The sequence below is a fragment of the Caballeronia sp. AZ1_KS37 genome, from assembly GCF_023631165.1.
GTDB lineage: Bacteria > Pseudomonadota > Gammaproteobacteria > Burkholderiales > Burkholderiaceae > Caballeronia > Caballeronia zhejiangensis.
In genome coordinates, this window is sequence record NZ_JALQDP010000038.1 from 370,883 (window position 1) to 386,299 (window position 15,417).

The 15,417-nt window shown below is 64.2% G+C and carries 13 protein-coding genes; 7 read left to right on the forward strand and 6 right to left on the reverse strand.

The window, feature by feature from the left end; all coding sequences use genetic code 11:
- Positions 1 to 10: 10 nt before the first annotated feature.
- Positions 11 to 1,315 (reverse strand): MFS transporter, encoded by a 1,305-nt coding sequence (locus NCS00_RS27370; protein ID WP_008346830.1) that lies wholly within the window; start codon positions 1,313 to 1,315, stop codon positions 11 to 13.
- A gap of 59 nt (positions 1,316 to 1,374) precedes the next feature.
- Positions 1,375 to 2,514 carry a 4-hydroxybutyrate dehydrogenase gene (gene gbd, locus NCS00_RS27375; protein ID WP_008346832.1) on the reverse strand — a complete coding sequence of 380 codons (1,140 nt, stop codon included), beginning with the start codon at positions 2,512 to 2,514 and terminating at the stop codon, positions 1,375 to 1,377.
- A 178-nt stretch (positions 2,515 to 2,692) separates the two neighbouring features.
- Here gbd and NCS00_RS27380 point away from each other — a divergent pair, with 178 nt between their 5' ends.
- The 6 genes from NCS00_RS27380 (at position 2,693) to NCS00_RS27405 (ending at position 9,722) form a co-directional block, all read left to right on the forward strand.
- Entirely contained in the window at positions 2,693 to 3,631 is a 939-nt protein-coding gene (locus NCS00_RS27380) for a LysR family transcriptional regulator (protein ID WP_250441495.1), read from the forward strand.
- 238 nt (positions 3,632 to 3,869) lie between these two features.
- Entirely contained in the window at positions 3,870 to 4,910 is a 1,041-nt protein-coding gene (locus NCS00_RS27385) for a TRAP transporter substrate-binding protein (RefSeq protein WP_175981545.1), read from the forward strand.
- A gap of 31 nt (positions 4,911 to 4,941) precedes the next feature.
- Positions 4,942 to 6,837 carry a TRAP transporter large permease gene (locus NCS00_RS27390; RefSeq protein WP_250441496.1) on the forward strand — a complete coding sequence of 632 codons (1,896 nt, stop codon included), beginning with the start codon at positions 4,942 to 4,944 and terminating at the stop codon, positions 6,835 to 6,837.
- Positions 6,838 to 6,856: 19 nt separating this feature from the next.
- Positions 6,857 to 7,918: a LacI family DNA-binding transcriptional regulator gene (locus NCS00_RS27395; protein ID WP_250441497.1), complete on the forward strand. Its 1,062-nt coding sequence runs from the start codon at positions 6,857 to 6,859 to the stop codon at positions 7,916 to 7,918.
- The gene (locus tag NCS00_RS27400; protein ID WP_250441498.1) at positions 7,915 to 8,922 is read left to right on the forward strand and encodes a hydroxyacid dehydrogenase; all 1,008 of its coding nucleotides are present in this window, start codon (positions 7,915 to 7,917) and stop codon (positions 8,920 to 8,922) included. The genes NCS00_RS27395 and NCS00_RS27400 overlap by 4 nt, the downstream gene beginning before the upstream one ends.
- Positions 8,919 to 9,722: an amidohydrolase family protein gene (locus tag NCS00_RS27405; protein WP_250441499.1), complete on the forward strand. Its 804-nt coding sequence runs from the start codon at positions 8,919 to 8,921 to the stop codon at positions 9,720 to 9,722. Before NCS00_RS27400 ends, NCS00_RS27405 begins: the two co-directional genes overlap by 4 nt.
- 6 nt (positions 9,723 to 9,728) lie before the next feature.
- Here the strand turns inward: NCS00_RS27405 and NCS00_RS27410 are convergent, their stop codons facing one another.
- On the reverse strand, positions 9,729 to 10,718 hold the full coding sequence (locus NCS00_RS27410; RefSeq protein ID WP_250441500.1) for a D-2-hydroxyacid dehydrogenase family protein: 990 nt from the start codon (positions 10,716 to 10,718) through the stop codon (positions 9,729 to 9,731).
- 5 nt (positions 10,719 to 10,723) lie between these two features.
- Entirely contained in the window at positions 10,724 to 12,112 is a 1,389-nt protein-coding gene (locus NCS00_RS27415; protein WP_008346849.1) for an MFS transporter, read from the reverse strand.
- 225 nt (positions 12,113 to 12,337) lie between these two features.
- Here NCS00_RS27415 and NCS00_RS27420 point away from each other — a divergent pair, with 225 nt between their 5' ends.
- Positions 12,338 to 13,090: an alpha/beta fold hydrolase gene (locus NCS00_RS27420; protein WP_051996399.1), complete on the forward strand. Its 753-nt coding sequence runs from the start codon at positions 12,338 to 12,340 to the stop codon at positions 13,088 to 13,090.
- A gap of 14 nt (positions 13,091 to 13,104) precedes the next feature.
- On the opposite strand, the gene NCS00_RS27425 is transcribed toward NCS00_RS27420, so the two are convergent.
- Positions 13,105 to 14,040, reverse strand: coding sequence for a hydroxymethylglutaryl-CoA lyase (locus tag NCS00_RS27425; protein ID WP_250441501.1), 936 nt, complete (start codon positions 14,038 to 14,040; stop codon positions 13,105 to 13,107).
- Between the two features lie 13 nt (positions 14,041 to 14,053).
- The gene (locus tag NCS00_RS27430; RefSeq protein ID WP_250441502.1) at positions 14,054 to 15,415 is read right to left on the reverse strand and encodes an MFS transporter; all 1,362 of its coding nucleotides are present in this window, start codon (positions 15,413 to 15,415) and stop codon (positions 14,054 to 14,056) included.
- Positions 15,416 to 15,417: the final 2 nt, after the last annotated feature.

The following is a 15,417-nucleotide window of genomic DNA, read 5'->3' on the forward strand; positions in this document are numbered from 1 at the left end:
GGCGAGCGAATCAGGAAAGCGCGCCGACGGCCGTTTCCCCGACGTCTTCCGATACCGCGACTGGCCGGTGCACGAGCAGCAGATACGCCACCGCCGAGAGCAGCGCGATGACCGCGCTCACGATCAGCGAGGCGACGAACGAATGCGTCCGGTCCACGACGATGCCGGTGACGATCGGCGCGGCCGAGCCGGCCAGGAAGCCGCCGAAGTTCTGGATGCCGCCGAGCGAGGCCACCGCCTGACGCGGCGCGGCGATCGAGATCAGCGACCACGCGCCGCCCGATGCCAGATTGATGAAGAACATGGCGCCCGAGATGTAGATCACGGCGAGCGTGGTGGACGGCGTCAGCGCCGCCGGAACGGTGAACGCCGCCGCGCCCACGAGACCGATGCAGATCGGCCACTTGCGGCTCGTGATCGCCTGCAGGCCTCTGCGGTACAGGCGGTCTGCCGTGAAGCCGCTGCTCAGCATGCCGAGCGTGCCGAAGACATAGGGAATCGAGACGACCCAGCCCGCCTTCGCGATGCTCAGGCCGCGTTCGTGTTCGAGATACGCCGGCAGCCATGTGAGGTAGAGCCACACGGTATAGATGACGCCCATGAAGCCGAAGAAGATGCCCCACGTCGTCTTCTGCCGGAACAGGCTGCGCCATTGCGCGCCGCTGAGCGGCTTGCTGTTTTCGTCTTCCTGCGAGTCCTGGTTCAGATAGGCGGTCTCCTCCGCCGCGAGCTTCACTTCGTCGCGATTGCGATAGGCGACATACCAGCCGATCGCCACGATGACGCCGAACACGCCCGTCGCGAAGAACATGTTGCGCCAGCCGAGCGCGAGCATCATGGCGGTGAGGATCGGCGGCGCGATCGCCGGGCCCACGGTCGTCGACGCGACGAAGATGCCGGTCGGCGTGCCGCGGTCGCGCACCGCGAACCACTCGCCGATGACCTTCGCGCCGGCCGGAAACTGCGGCGCCTCGCCGATGCCGAGACACACGCGCGCCAGGAAGAACTGCTGGATATTGCCGACGAGCCCGCAGCAGGCCTGCGCGACCGACCACAGGATCATGCCCCAGCCCAGCATCACGCGCGCGCCGAAACGGTCGAGCATCGCGCCGACCGGTAGTTGCGCGAACGCATAGGCGAGCGAGAAGGCCGACAGCAGCAGGCCCATCTGCGACGCGCTCAGGCCCATCTCGCCGCGAATCACGCTATTCGCAATGGAGAGCGCGCTGCGATCCAGATAGTTGATGCTGCCGGCGAGGGTCAGAAAGAAGATCGAAATGCGCTGGATCCGTACGATCCGTTTGCTCTTGTTCATGCGGTGTCTCCGTCCGTGTCATGCGCGGACGCCTCGTTGGCCGGGCGTCCGTCTCTTCGTCAATACGACGCTTCCAGCAAGCCGAGGTAATCCGCTTCCGATGCTTCGCGCGGATTGGTCTTGTGACTGTGATCCTTGAGCGCGCCCGACACGATGCGCGGAAACATCTCGCGCGTGACGCCCAGCGCCCGAAGGCCGGTCGGCAAGCCGAGGCGTGCCGTCATGTCGCGCAGCGCCGACGAAATCTCCGTGTCCTGACGCAACTGCATGGCGCTCGCCATGCGCTCCATCTTTTCTTCGTCGCGCATGGACGGAGCGCTTCGGTTGAACTCCACGACCGCCGGCAGAAAGATGGCGTTGAGCGTGCCGTGATGCAGTCGCGGGTCGATTCCGCCGAGCGAATGGCTCAGGCTATGGACGCAGCCCAGTCCCTTCTGGAAAGCGAGTGCGCCTTCCATCGAAGCCATCATCATGTTTTCCCGCGCGGTTTGGTCGGTCGGCTCTTTCGTGGCCCGTTCGATATGCGCCCAGGCGCGGCGCAACCCGTCCAGCGCGATGCCGTCGGCCGGCGGATTGCGCATCGGCGACATGAAAGTTTCCAGACAGTGCGCGATCGCATCCATGCCGGTGGCGGCGGTGAGTTGCGGCGGCAGGCCGACCGTCAGGCCGGGATCGCAGATCGCGACCTTCGGCACGACATGCGGCGAGATCACGCCCACCTTGCGGCCGTCGTCCAGGATCAGGATGGCGCCGCGTCCGACTTCGCTGCCGGTGCCCGCCGTGGTCGGCACCGCGATCACCGGCGCGGTTTTCGCGGTGATCCGGCTCGCGCCGCCCTCGATGACGGCGAAGCTCTGGAGCGGGCCTTCGTGCGTCGCGCAGACGGCCACGCCCTTTGCAAGATCGATCGACGAGCCGCCGCCCACTGCGATGATGCCGTCGCATTCCGCTTGCCTGTACAGCGCGACCGCTTCGCGCACCGCGGCTTCGTTGGGATTCGGCGGGGTGGCGTCGTAGATCATTTCGCCGTCGGCGCGCTCCAGCACCTTCAGCACCGTGTCGAGAATGCCCGCGGCACGAATGCCCCGGTCCGTGACGATCAGCGGCCGCCGGATCGAAAGGCGTTCGCATTCGCTCTTCAGCAGGTTCACCGCGCCGAAGTCGAACTGGATCTGCGTAACGTAGTTGATGAGAGACATGATGATGACCTTCCGTTATAGTTTCCGATACTCGACGCGCTGTCGGTTTGCGCTGCCCATCTTCCGGAAATGATCGAGGCGCGCTGTTTTCATGCGTTCTTTCGGCGAAGTATAGAGAGCGGCGCATCGGAGCAAAATTGAGAAGTTCTCATGCTGATATAACTCTCTCTCAAGTCTCATGACACCCAACGTGAATTCGATCGCCTCGCGCCTCCACGTCAGGCAACTCAGGTTGCTTGTTGCGCTGGGCGATCATGGTTCGCTTCTGAAAGCGGCCAATCAAGTCGGCTTGACGCAACCGGGCGCGAGCAAGGCGCTTCAGGAAATCGAAACCACCTTTGGAACAGCGCTGTTCACGCGCACGCGGCGCGGGCTCGAAGCGAATGACGCGGGCCATTGCGCGATCCGGTATGCGCGGCTGATCTACACCGATCTGTCGCACATGCGGGAAGAGATCGCGGGCATCCTGCGGGGACATGGCGGACGTGTCGCGGTCGGCGTCATCATGGGCGCCGTGCCTTTGCTGACCCGGGCCGTGTCCGCGCTGATCGCGCGGCAGCCTGAAATGTCTGTCGAGATCATCGAGGACGCCAGCGAGACGCTGTTGAGTCTCATCGATGCGGGACGGCTGGACCTGGCTATCTGCCGGACCTCGGTCAGCCAGCATCCGGAGATGTACGAGAGCATCAAGCTGCAGGATGAAACGCTCGCGGTCGTGGCGAACGTGCAGCATCCGTTACGCAAGGCGAAGAAAGTGACGCTCAAGGATCTGGCCGCGTACCGTTGGGTGGTCTATCGCGCGAACATGCCCATGCGCGTGCTGCTGGAGCGCGAATTTCAGCAAGCCGCGATTCGCTTTCCGTCGAGCCTGCTGGAGACGACGTCGGCCTTCGCGACGCTGAGCCTGCTTCAGGACAATCCTTCGTTCGTGGCGCTGGTGTCCATCGACGTGGCTCAGTTCTTCGTCAGGCACGAAGCCACGCGCATTTTGCCGCTGTCGTTCACCTCGCGCAGCGAGCCGTATGAGCTCGTGACCACGCGAGGTGCGCCGCTGTCGCCCGGGGCGCGGCTGTTGCGAAACGAACTGGTGGCGGAGAAGGAGGCGTTGGGGGGTTAGAAGCGCTGCCGCGAAAGGATGCGGTGGAGTGCGGTTGCCGCGGCGGTTCGAGTTTCAGCGCTTTCTCCCTCTTCGAACCCACCTCGGCGCGTGATTGCCCGCGGGTATACGCCCATATGACCCACCCACGCTTCCCTTTACTGTATCGATACACTAAATCGATACAGTCGCGCCACGCCTGTCGTGTCGGGCTGCCTATTTCCGCCCGCGCCCAGAGCGGCATCCAGGAGACAACACCATGCAATTCGGTTCAGGCATTTCCCGCCGACGGTTCCTTCAGACGGCCTCGGCGGCAACGCTCGCGGCGGCGGGCGCGGGCTTTCCCGCGATCGTGCGCGCGCAGCCCGCGGCCACGTTGCGGCTGTCGTCATCGATGCCGCCGAACGAAAACGCCGCCCACTACGTCTGGTATCAGAACCTCGCCGCGAACCTGAAGGCGAGCGTCGGCGATCAGATTCGCATCGACTATTTCCCGAACAACCAGCTCGGCAAGGAAAGCGACGTCGTCCAGCAGGTGAAAGTCGGCGCGGTCGACATGATGGTGACGGGCTCGTCGATCTGGGCAACCGCGCTGCCCGAGCTCGGCATGCTCGATCTCGGCTATGTGTTCGACAACTTCGATCACGTCGGCCGCGCGATGGACGGCACCGTCGGCAAATCGTTCGATACGCTGCTGCAACAGCGCGCGGGCTGCTCGGTGCTCACGTGGGGCTATTCCTTCGGCGCGCGCAACGTGTTCACCAAGAAGCCCACGCAGTCGCTCGCCGATATCAAAGGCGTGAAGCTGCGCGTGCTGCCCACACCCGCCTTCATGGAAACCTTCAAGCTGATGGGCGCGGTGCCCACGCCGATTCCCATCGGCGAGCTGTATATGGCCGCGCAGACCGGTGTCGTCGATGGCTTCGAACACGATTGCGCAACGGTCCTCGCAAGCAAGTACGACGAAGTCGTGAAGTCGTGCTGGCAGACGCAGCACGTGTTCAGCCCGCTCGTCGTCGTGACGGGCCGCCGCGCGCTCGCGAAGATTCCGGAAAACCTGCGTCCCGCGTTTCAGAAAGCGGCGCAGGACGCGACCGCGAAGCAGCGCGCCGCCGCCATTCAGACCGCCGCCGCCGCCGAGCAGGAACTGAAGAAGAAAGGCATGACCTTCTACCCGATGTCGAAGGCCGATCGCGACACCGCACGCGCTGAAATGCAGTCGCAGCTGTATGCGAGTTTCGCGAAGCAGTATCCGGCGACCGCGCCGCTGTTCGCCGCCATCGCCGCCGCGCGCGCTTGAGCGCACCAACGACGCCAAAGAGGCCGACACCATGACCACCTTCTCCGCGACGCCCGGACCCGAGGCGCAACTCGCCGCGCCCGGCTTCGGCCATGAGACCGTGCTCGCGCGCGGCCTCGCGCGCCTCATGCACTGGATCGAATACTTCTGCGCGGCCGTGCTCGCGGCCGATGTGATCGTGGTGTTCCTTTCGGTGATCTACCGCTATTTCTTGCACGATCCGTTCGACTGGGCCGAGGAAGTCGCCGGCGCGCTGATGATCGTGCTCGTGTTCTTCGGCGCGGCCACCGTGCTCGGACGCAGCCAGCACGTCGGCGTCGACCTGTTTCGCGGCATGTTGCCGAGGCGCTGGCAACCCGCGCTCGTGCACGTCGGACATTGGGTGCTTGCGGGCGTCGCGGGCAATCTGTGCGTGTCGTCGTGTCTGCTGCTCGTCGATTCCTACGGCCAGATGACGCCGAGCGGCCTGCCCGCGTGGATCAACGTCTATCCGCTCGTGATCGGCAGCGTCTTCATGACGGTCTTCGCGCTCGCCAACGCGCTGAACGGCGCGCGCAAGACCGTGCTCGGCACCCTCGCCGGCTGCGTGCTGCTCGCGGCAGCCGTGTTCGCGTGGAACGCATTCGTGCCCGCCCACGCGCTCAAGCCCGGCTTTCTGCTGATGGCCGGTTTCATCGGCGGACTCGTGCTCGGCGTGCCGATCGGCTTCGTGCTCGCGTTCTCGGCCCTGCTCTACTTCCTCGCCGAACCGACCCTGCCGATGCTCGTCTACTCGCAGCAAGTGATGGCCGGCACCGACCACTTCGTGCTGCTCGCGATTCCGTTCTTCGTGCTGGCGGGCTTGCTGATGGAAACCAACGGCATGTCGTCGCGCCTGATCGAATTGCTGCTGCGCATCTTCGGGCGCGTGCGCGGCGGACTCGGCCTCATCACGATCATGGCGACGGCGTTCTTCTCGGGCGTATCCGGCTCCAAGCTCGCGGATATCGCGGCGGTCGGCGGCGTCGTCATGCCTGCCGTGCGCCAGAGCAAGGAAGATCCGAACGAAGCGGCGGCGCTTCTCGCGTGCAGCGCCGTGATGGCGGAGACCATTCCCCCATGCGTGAACATGATCATCATGGGCTTTGTCGCCAACATTTCGATCGCGGGGCTGTTTCTCGCGGGCGTCGTTCCGGCGGCGGTGTTGGCGGTGGCGCTCGCGATCGTCGCGGTGATCTGCGGCCGGCGCATCAATCTCGCCGATGCGCTCACGAACCCGCGCAAGTGGCTGCCGCTCGCCGGCGGCGCGCTGGTCGCGCTCGTCATGATCACGATGATCGGCAAAGGCGTGACCTCGGGCATCGCGACATCGACGGAAGTGTCGGCTTTCGCCGTCGTGTATGCGTTGATCGTCGGCTGGATCGCGTTTCGCGAGCTCACGCCGAAGTCGGTGGCGCGCGTGTTCGTGCGCTCCGCGTCGATGGCGAGCAGCATTCTGTTCATCGTGGCGGCGGCTTCGAGCGTGTCTTTCGCGCTGACCATCGAGCAGATTCCCGCGCTCGTGTCCGATTCGATGATCGCCTTCGCGCATCAATACGGCCCGACGATGTTCCTGCTGCTGTCCGTGCTCATCATGATCGTGTTCGGCGCGGTGCTGGAAGGCGCGCCCGCGCTCATCATCTTCGGGCCGCTGCTCACGCCGATCGCGACGCAGCTCGGCATCAACCCGCTGCACTTCGGCACGGTGATCGTCGTCGCAATGGGCCTCGGTCTCTTCTCGCCGCCGGTCGGGCTCGGGCTCTTCGCGACCTGCGCCATCACCGGCACGGAAATGAAAGCCGTCGCGCGTCCTATGCTCAAATATCTGCTGGTGCTGTTCATCGCACTGGTTGCGCTGATTCTGGTGCCGTCGTTTTCGTTGTGGTTGCCGACCCGGCTCGGCCTGTAGCCGGCAGATGTCAAACCTTATGAGCACCATTCAGGATGTCGCCCGCGAGGCCGGTGTGTCCGTAAGCACGGTATCCAACGTGCTGAACGGCCGCACCGACCAGATGCGCCAGGAAACGCTCGCACGCGTGCAGGCCGCGATGAACGCGCTGCAATACCGTCCGAGCACGCTTGCGCGTCAGTTGAAGACAGGGCAGACGCCGATCATCGGACTGCTGGTGCCATCGATCGCCAATCCGATGTACGGCTATATCGCGCGCGAAGTGGAAACGTATGCGCAGGAGCGCTACGGCTATCGCGTGATGATCGGCAACACGTATCGCGATCCGGCGAAGGAAGCGTCGTTCTTCGAGGACTTGCTCTCGCAAGGCGTGCGGCGCGTGATCGTGATCTCGTCGCTCGCGAACGAGCGGCATCTGGAAACCGCCGTCGAGCGCGGCATGGTCGTCGTGAGCTACGACCGGCGCGCGACCGAAGGCGAAGCGACGCGCGTCGAGCACGTCACGCCCGACAACTTCGAAGCGGCGCGCATCGCGACGCGGCATCTCATCGAACATGGCCATACGCGGCTCGCCTTCGCCACGCTGACCGGCGTGACGATGAGCCGGCGCGACAAGATCAACGGCTTTCTTTCCGCCGCAAACGATGCAGGTCTCGCGCAGACGGCGCGCGTGCTCGATAGCGGCCCGGTGAACGAATACGGCGATTCGATGATCGCCGAAAACGGCCGCGCGCTCGCGCGTCTGCTCGCGCCGGACGATGCGCGCCCGACCGGCATCGTCGCCGTCAACGATCTGATGGCGCTCGGCCTGATGGCGGGTTTGCGCGAGTGCGGCTTGCGCGTGCCGGAAGACGTGTCGATCGTCGGCATGGACGGACATTTTCTGGCGGCGATCTCGAATCCCGCGCTCACGACCGTGCAGCTTCCCGTGCCCGCCATGGCCGCCGCGATGGTCGAGCGCGCGATGCGTCCACACGACGAACCCATGCCGGCATCGGAGCAGGCGCTGTTCACGGATATCACGCTGGTGGAGCGCGAGTCGGTCGCCGCGCCCGCGAAACGAATCAGGACGAGGACATGAACAAGGTATTCGTGAGTCATCCCCGGCACATGCTGGATCATTACTTCGGCGCACGCGCTTCGGCTGCGCTCGCGGCGTTCGCGGACGTCGCGTACAACACCGAGGATCGCGAGCTGACGACCGCCGAACTCGCCGATGCCGCGCGCGATGCCGATGTCATCATCGCGTACCGGCAAACGCCCGCGCCGCGCGCCTTGTTCGAGGCGCTGCCGAAGCTCGCCGCGTTCGTGCGCTGCGCGGTGGATATTCGCACCGTCGATGTCGATGCCGCCAGCGAGCTCGGCGTGCTCGTCACGCAGGCGAGCGCGGGCTTCGTGCCGTCCGTGTCGGAGTGGGTGATCGGCGCCATGCTCGATCTCGCGCGCGGCACGACCGCGTATGCGGAGGCTTATCATCGCCACGAAGCGCCCGCGCCGATGATGGGCCGCGAGTTGCGCGGCAGCACGTTCGGTGTGATCGGCTATGGACAGATTTCGCGCTATCTTTGCGATCTGGCGCTGGCATTCGGCATGCGCGTCGTCGTGTCCGATCCTTACGCGACGATCGACGATACGCGGCTTCATCAAACCGGCTTCGATGACTTGCTCGCGCAGTCGGACTTCGTCGTGTGCCTCGCGCCGGCCAATGCGCAGACGGCGAATCTGATGAACGCGCGCGCCTTCGCCGCGATGAAGCGCGGCGCGTACTTCATCAACGCCGCGCGCGGTGAACTCGTCGATGATGACGCGCTGCTCGATGCGCTCGAGCGCGGCCATCTCGCGGGATGCGCGCTCGATGTCGGACGCGCGGTCGATCAGATGCCCGCGCCGGCGCTCGCGGCGCATCCGCGCGTGATCGCGGCGCCGCATGTCGGCGGGCTGACGCCGGGCGCGATCGAGCATCAATCGATGGAAACGGTCGCACAAACGCAAGCGCTGTTCGAAGGCCACGTGCCCGCGGGCGCGGTGAACGCGGCGCAAGCGTTCCGTCTCGCCGGTTTCGATATGCAGGAGCACGCGCGATGAAACTCGAAGGCGCTTGCGACTGCCACATTCACGTCTACGAAGCAGGCTATCCGCTCGCCAAGACCGCGACGTTCGCGCCGCCGCCCGCGCCCGCATCGGCGTATCGGGACGTGCAGCGCACGCTGGGCTTTTCGCGCGCGATCGTCGTGCAGCCGACCGGGTATGGCTTCGACAATCGCTGCACGCTCGCGGCCATCGCGCAACTGGGCGACGGCGCGCGCGGCATCGCGGTGGTCCCGCCGGATATCGGCGATGACGAACTGCAGCGTCTGCACGATGCGGGCATTCGCGGCGTGCGCTTCATGATGCTGCCGGGCGGCGTGCTGCCGTGGGACGCACTCGCGGACATCTCGGCGCGCATTGCACCGCTCGGCTGGAACATCAACCTTCAGCTCGACGGCCACACGCTGCCGCAGCACGAAGCGATGCTCGCGCGTTTGCCGTCGAATCTCGTCATCGATCATCTCGGCAAGTTCCTTGCGCCGGTCACATCGCAAAGCGATGGATTCGCGTCGCTGTGCCGCCTGCTCGACGGGCCGCGTTGCTGGATCAAGCTGTCCGCGCCGTATGAAAGCTCGCGCACCGGCGCGCCCGATTTCGACGACGTGTCCTGGCTCGTGCGCGCGATATCGGCGCGTTTTCCCGAGCGCGGCGTGTGGGCGTCGAACTGGCCGCATCCGAACGTCAAGCCCGTTCCGGACGACGCGCGCATGTTCGACTGGACGATGCGGCTCGTGGAAAGCGACGCGGTTCGCCGCAAGATACTCGTCGATAATCCCGCTGAGTTGTATCGGTTCTAGCGACCGCTATGCGACCCCGCTGACGTAACTGATCTCGCGTTTCTGGGACGTCAGCACGCGAATGGGCGTGCCCGCGATCCATGCGCGAATGTTTTCGACAGACTCGCCGTAGTAGATGCGATAAGAGTCATCGGTGACATAACCGATGTGCGATGTCGCGATCACGTTATCCATCAATCGGAACGGATGATCGGCGGGCAACGGCTCCTGATCGAAAACATCGAGCGCGGCGGCCGCGATTCGTTTCGCGGTCAACGCATCGATCAGCGCGCGTTCGTTGACGATCGGTCCGCGTGCCGTGTTCACGAGCAGCGCGTGCGATTGCATCGTCGCGAGCTCCTTCTCGCCGATGAGATCGCGCGTGCGCTCCGATAGCCGCACATGAATCGAAACGATATCGCTCGATGCGAGCAATTCTTCCTTCGACACGTAGCGCGCGCCGAATTTCGCGGCGGACTCCTGCGTCATGTTCTGACTCCATGCGATGGCGTGCATCCCGAAAGCCTGCGCGACTCGCGCGGTCGCGCCGCCGGTATAGCCGAGTCCTATCAGTCCGATGGTCTTGCCGTGCAGATCGCCGCCCACCGACACCTGCCAGCCTCCCCTTCTGAACGATGCCACTTCGCTCGGGATGTGCCGCGTCGCGGCGAGAATGAGCGCCCATGCAAGCTCGGCGGCGGCCGTCGGCGACGATGCCGTGCCGCATACGGCAATGCCGAGTTCATCGGCGGCTTCGATATCGATGGCTGCATTCCACGGCCCCGTGCTTGCCAGCAATTTCAGATTCGGCAATCGCGAAAGCACGCTGCGCGTGAACCATGTGCGCTCGCGCATCACGCAAAGAATGTCGTAGGGTCGAAGACGTTCGACCAGTTCGTTCTCGTCGCGGATAGGGTCCGTGAAAACGGTAATGTCCGCGTGTTCGCGCAAGCTGTTCCACTCGCCGAAGCGAAGCGCGGTGTTCTGGAAGTCATCGAGAATGGCGATGTTATGCATAGGGTTCACTCTGTTCCTGCCGTCAGCGCGGCGCGCGCCTGCGTTTCGGTATGACGTTTGAAGCCGAGCAGCATCACGAGAATGCCCGCGACGAGTATCGCCGTCATCACGTAGAGGCCGCTGACGAGCGTTCCCGTCGCGGTCTTCAGCCATCCGATGACGAAGGGACTGCAAAAGCCGCTCAACAAGCCGATGCAATTGACGAACGCGATGCTCGTCGCCGCCGCCGGCGATCCGTTCAGATAATCCGCTGCGAGCGACCAGATCAGCACGTTGGTCGCGAAGATGCCGACGCAGGCCACCGTCAGCAACGCAACGGTCAACGCGGGCGAGTTGGTCGGATGCGAAACCATCAACAACGCGGCAGCGCCGATGAAACCCGAGATCGCCGCATGCCAACGGCGTTCGAGCATGCGATCCGAGCTTCGGCTTATCGTGACCATCCCGATCGCGCCCATTCCGTACGGTATAACGGAAAGCCATCCGAGCAGCGAAAGATTCGTAATGCCCGAGTCTTTCATGACGGTCGGAAGCCAGAACGTCACTGAATACGTGCCGCAAACGAAGGCAAAATCGATGAACGCGAGCATATAGACTTTCGGATCCGCGAGCGCCTCGGCGAGCTTCGCGTGACCGTGTTGCCCTGCCCTTCGCTTTCGTTCCATCTCGACATCGAAACCTTGGCGAAGCACGCCCTTCTCCGCTTCGGTGAGCCATTTCGCTTTGTCGATGTTGTCGTCCAGCAGCATCAGCGTGACGAGACCGAGCACGACCGCCGGCAACGCCTCGACGATATAAAGCCATTGCCATCCGGCGAGATGCGCGACGTTCGCGAGACTCGTCATCGCCCAACCGGAGACCGGACCGCCGACAAGACCCGCGACCGGAAATCCGACCATGAAGCACGCGATGATGACACCGCGCCGTCTCTCCGGAAACCACGAGCTCAGATAGAAGATGACGCCGGGAAAGAAGCCCGCTTCGAACACGCCGAGCAGCAGACGCACGATATAAAACTGCGTGACGTTCGTGACGAACGCGGAGCATGCCCCGACGATGCCCCAGCAGATCATGATGCGCGCGATGGTCTTCTTCGCGCCCATGCGCCGGAGCAGCATCGCGCTCGGCACTTCGAGCAGACAGTACGAGAGAAAGAAGATGCCTGCGCCGAGGCCGTACACGCTGTCGCTGAAACCGAGCGCGTCCTGCATCTGCAACTTCGCAAAGCCGACATTGATGCGATCCAGAAACGCGACGACGTAGCACACGAAAAGCAAGGGCACGATGCGCAGCGTGACGCGCCAGTAGAGCGCCCGCTCATGCGCGAGTGCGGTGGAAGGAACTTGCGAAGAATCGGCTGACGCCGGATCGGATTCCACAACGGACGGGTTCACTCGCGCTCTCCATGATTGACGGCGTGGGCCACGATTCGAGCAATGGAGCCAGTCTAAGAAACATCGATAGACGCGGATAGTGAAAAGATGAGATCAGGTGAGACGCGCGGGTTATATCGGTGATAACCAGTAAGCAGCGGCGATAGTTGCATGCGTAACCGGTTGCGTGGCCGCGCTATCTCTGAGACGATTTGTGCATTCGTGCACATCGATCAGGAGACCGACTTGAAGAGCAGTCCACGGAACGACACGCAGTTCAACTTCGTCCTGATTCACGGCGCATGGCATGGCGGCTGGGTCTGGCGCTTCGTCGCGGATGAACTGATCGCGCGTGGTCATCGCGTCGTCGCGCCGACCATGACCGGACTCGGCGAGCGCCATCATCTGATTGAGTCGGTCACGTCGCTCGATGTGAACATCGAGGATATCGTCAACGTCATCGAGGCGGAGGAATTGAACGGCGTCGTGCTGGTCGGCCATAGTTATGGCGGACTCGTCGCGTCGGGCGTCGCCGATCGCATCGCGCACACGCTGCGCACCATCGTCTTCCTCGACAGCCTGCTCGCGCAAAGCGGCCAATCCGCGTTCGATGTGCTGCCCGCAAGCGTCGTCGATGAGCGTATGGCATCGGTCGGCGCAAGCGGCCAGGCAATCGCGATGCCCGTCAACGGACTGAAAGGCACCGGCATTCCGGATGATCATCCGCTTGCCGAGTGGGTTCAACGGCGGCTCACGCCCCATCCGCTCGCGACCTACACCACGCCGCTTCAACTCCAATCGCCGCTCGGCAATGGCCTGCCCTGCACTTACGTGCACTGCGCGAATCCTTCATACGACACGCTCGCGCCGGTGCGCGAGCATGTCAAATCGCAATGCCCGGATTGGGGCTGGGAGCGCATCGACACCGGCCATGACGCGATGGTGCTCGCGCCCGGCCTGCTCGCCGATCTGCTGGAACGGCTCGCGGCGGCATCCTGAGCCGCTGACTGAAGTTACGCGGCGACGGCCTCGCGAGCGACGAAGGTCGCGGGTAGTCCCGCGCGGGCGATCGCGCCCGTGAACGGCTCGCCCGGCAACCATGCGGCGATCGTCTCGCGTAGCGCCAGCAGCTTGTTTATGTCGATGCCCGTGCGCAAGCCCTGCGCTTCGAGCATGAACACCGTGTCCTCGGTATTGATGTTGCCCGTCGCGTTGGGCGCGAACGGACAGCCGCCGAGCCCGCCGAGCGATGCATCGAAAGCACGCACGCCTGCATCGAGCGCAGCCATGACATTGGCGAGGCCCAGCCCGCGCGTATCGTGGAAGTGACAGGCGACGGGCACCGCTCCCGCAAGCGACATGACCTGCCGCATCAGCGCGCGCACTTGCGCGGGATTCGCATAGCCGACCGTATCGGCGATGGTGATCTCCTGCGCGCCCGCATCGATGAGCGTCTCGACGAGTCCGAGCACCGTGCGTTCATCGACCTTGCCCGCGATCGTGCAGCCGAACGCGGTCGCCACGCCCGCGCCGAGCACGACATCGCGATTCAGTTCGTCACGCGCCGCCGCGATGCGCTCGAAGTCCGCGACCGATTCCGCCGTGCTGCGCCGCACGTTCTTCAGGTTGTGCTCGTTGCTCGCGGAGAGCACGTAATGCACCTTGTTCAGCCCCACATCGAATGCACGTTGCGCGCCTTTCAGATTCGGCACCAGTGCCGCTGCATGAAGACCGTCGATGGCAAGCGCGCCTGCCGCGACCTCGACCGCATCCGCGAATTGCGGCACGACTTTCGGCGGCACGAACGACGTCACTTCGATATCGACCACGCCCGCATCGACCATGCGCGCGCACCATTCGAGCTTTTGCCCGCTCGTGAGGATCGTTCGCACCATCTGTAAGCCATCGCGCAAGCCCACTTCGCGAATCTGCACGTCTCTTTCTTTCATGTCTGCTCCGGTTTCAGACGGTCGCGTCCGCGACGGCATCGCTGCCTTCATCCGTATGTCCTGCGCCGCTTGCGACCGCCGATGTCGACGGCGCAAGCACCACGGCTGCAATTGCGCCGAGCACCATCAGAAGCGCGATCGCGCCGAGTCCGCCCGCCATGCTGTTCGTCATCGTCTTGATCGAGCCGATGATCATCGGACTCACGAAGCCGCCGAGCAGGCCGACGCAGTTGATCACCGCGACGCCGCCCGCCGCGCCGCTGCCGCGAATGTAATCGGTCGAGATCGCCCAGATCAGCGGATTCGGCGCGAGGATGCCGGCGGTGGCCACCGACAACGCCGCGAGCGACAGCGCAAGGTTGCCCGTCGTGAACGCCGCGACGACGAGACCGGCCGCGCCGAACACCATCGCGATCGCGCAGTGCCAGCGCCGCTCCATCGTGCGATCCGAATGACGGTTCAGCGCGATGAGCGCGATCCAGCTCACGAAGTACGGGATCGCCGAATAGCAGCCGATCTGCAACGCGCCCGACACGCCCGCGCTCTTGATGAGCGTCGGCAGCCAGAAGCCGATCGCGAATACGCCGGCGATCTGCGTGAACCACACGAAGCCCATCACGTAGACGCGAAAGTCCTTCAGCGCGCGGCCGAACGTATGCTCCGCGTGCTTCGTCGAGACGCTCGAACTCTTGCGGATGTCGTCGAGCACGATCGCCTTTTCGTTCTCGGTGAGCCACTTCGCCTGCTGCGGGCCGTCATCGAGAAAGAAGAACGCGATCACGCCGAGCACGCTCGCGGGCAAGCCTTGCACGATGAACATCCACTGCCAGCCGTGCAGGCCGCCATAGCCGTCGAAGTAAGTCATCAGCGCGCCCGACAGCGGCCCGCCGAACAGGCCCGCGATGCCCGTCGCGCAAGTGAAGATGGCGATGACCTTCGCGCGCCGCTCGACCGGATACCAGCGCGTGAGATAGAAGATCACGCCGGGATAAAGCCCCGCTTCCGCGAGCCCGAGAAAGAAGCGCACGGTATAGAGATGCGATGGCAGCGTGACGAACGCCGTGCCCGCCGCGATCAAGCCCCACAGAATCATGATGCGCGAGAACGTGCGCTTCACGCCGATACGCGCGAGCAGCAGATTGCTCGGCACTTCCATCAGCACGTAGCCGAGAAAGAAGATGCCCGCGCCGATGCTGTAAGTGAGATCGCTGAAGCCCACGTCGTGCTTCATGTCGAGTTGCGCGATGCCGATGTTGATGCGATCGAGAAACGCGAACACATAGCACAGGAACAAAAAGGGGATGAGCCTGCGCGTGATTTTGCCGTAGGTCGCTTCGGCCTTGGGCCTGTCGAAGCTGCCGATGTCGGGTGTCATGT

Bases quoted from the DNA above. Each gene is read 5' to 3' on its own strand.
- NCS00_RS27370 (WP_008346830.1), bottom strand. From the start codon at position 1,315: ATGAACAAGAGCAAACGGATCGTACGGATCCAGCGCATTTCGATCTTC.
- gbd (WP_008346832.1), bottom strand. From the start codon at position 2,514: ATGTCTCTCATCAACTACGTTACGCAGATCCAGTTCGACTTCGGCGCG.
- NCS00_RS27380 (WP_250441495.1), top strand. From the start codon at position 2,693: ATGACACCCAACGTGAATTCGATCGCCTCGCGCCTCCACGTCAGGCAA.
- NCS00_RS27385 (WP_175981545.1), top strand. From the start codon at position 3,870: ATGCAATTCGGTTCAGGCATTTCCCGCCGACGGTTCCTTCAGACGGCC.
- NCS00_RS27390 (WP_250441496.1), top strand. From the start codon at position 4,942: ATGACCACCTTCTCCGCGACGCCCGGACCCGAGGCGCAACTCGCCGCG.
- NCS00_RS27395 (WP_250441497.1), top strand. From the start codon at position 6,857: ATGAGCACCATTCAGGATGTCGCCCGCGAGGCCGGTGTGTCCGTAAGC.
- NCS00_RS27400 (WP_250441498.1), top strand. From the start codon at position 7,915: ATGAACAAGGTATTCGTGAGTCATCCCCGGCACATGCTGGATCATTAC.
- NCS00_RS27405 (WP_250441499.1), top strand. From the start codon at position 8,919: ATGAAACTCGAAGGCGCTTGCGACTGCCACATTCACGTCTACGAAGCA.
- NCS00_RS27410 (WP_250441500.1), bottom strand. From the start codon at position 10,718: ATGCATAACATCGCCATTCTCGATGACTTCCAGAACACCGCGCTTCGC.
- NCS00_RS27425 (WP_250441501.1), bottom strand. From the start codon at position 14,040: ATGAAAGAAAGAGACGTGCAGATTCGCGAAGTGGGCTTGCGCGATGGC.
- NCS00_RS27430 (WP_250441502.1), bottom strand. From the start codon at position 15,415: ATGACACCCGACATCGGCAGCTTCGACAGGCCCAAGGCCGAAGCGACC.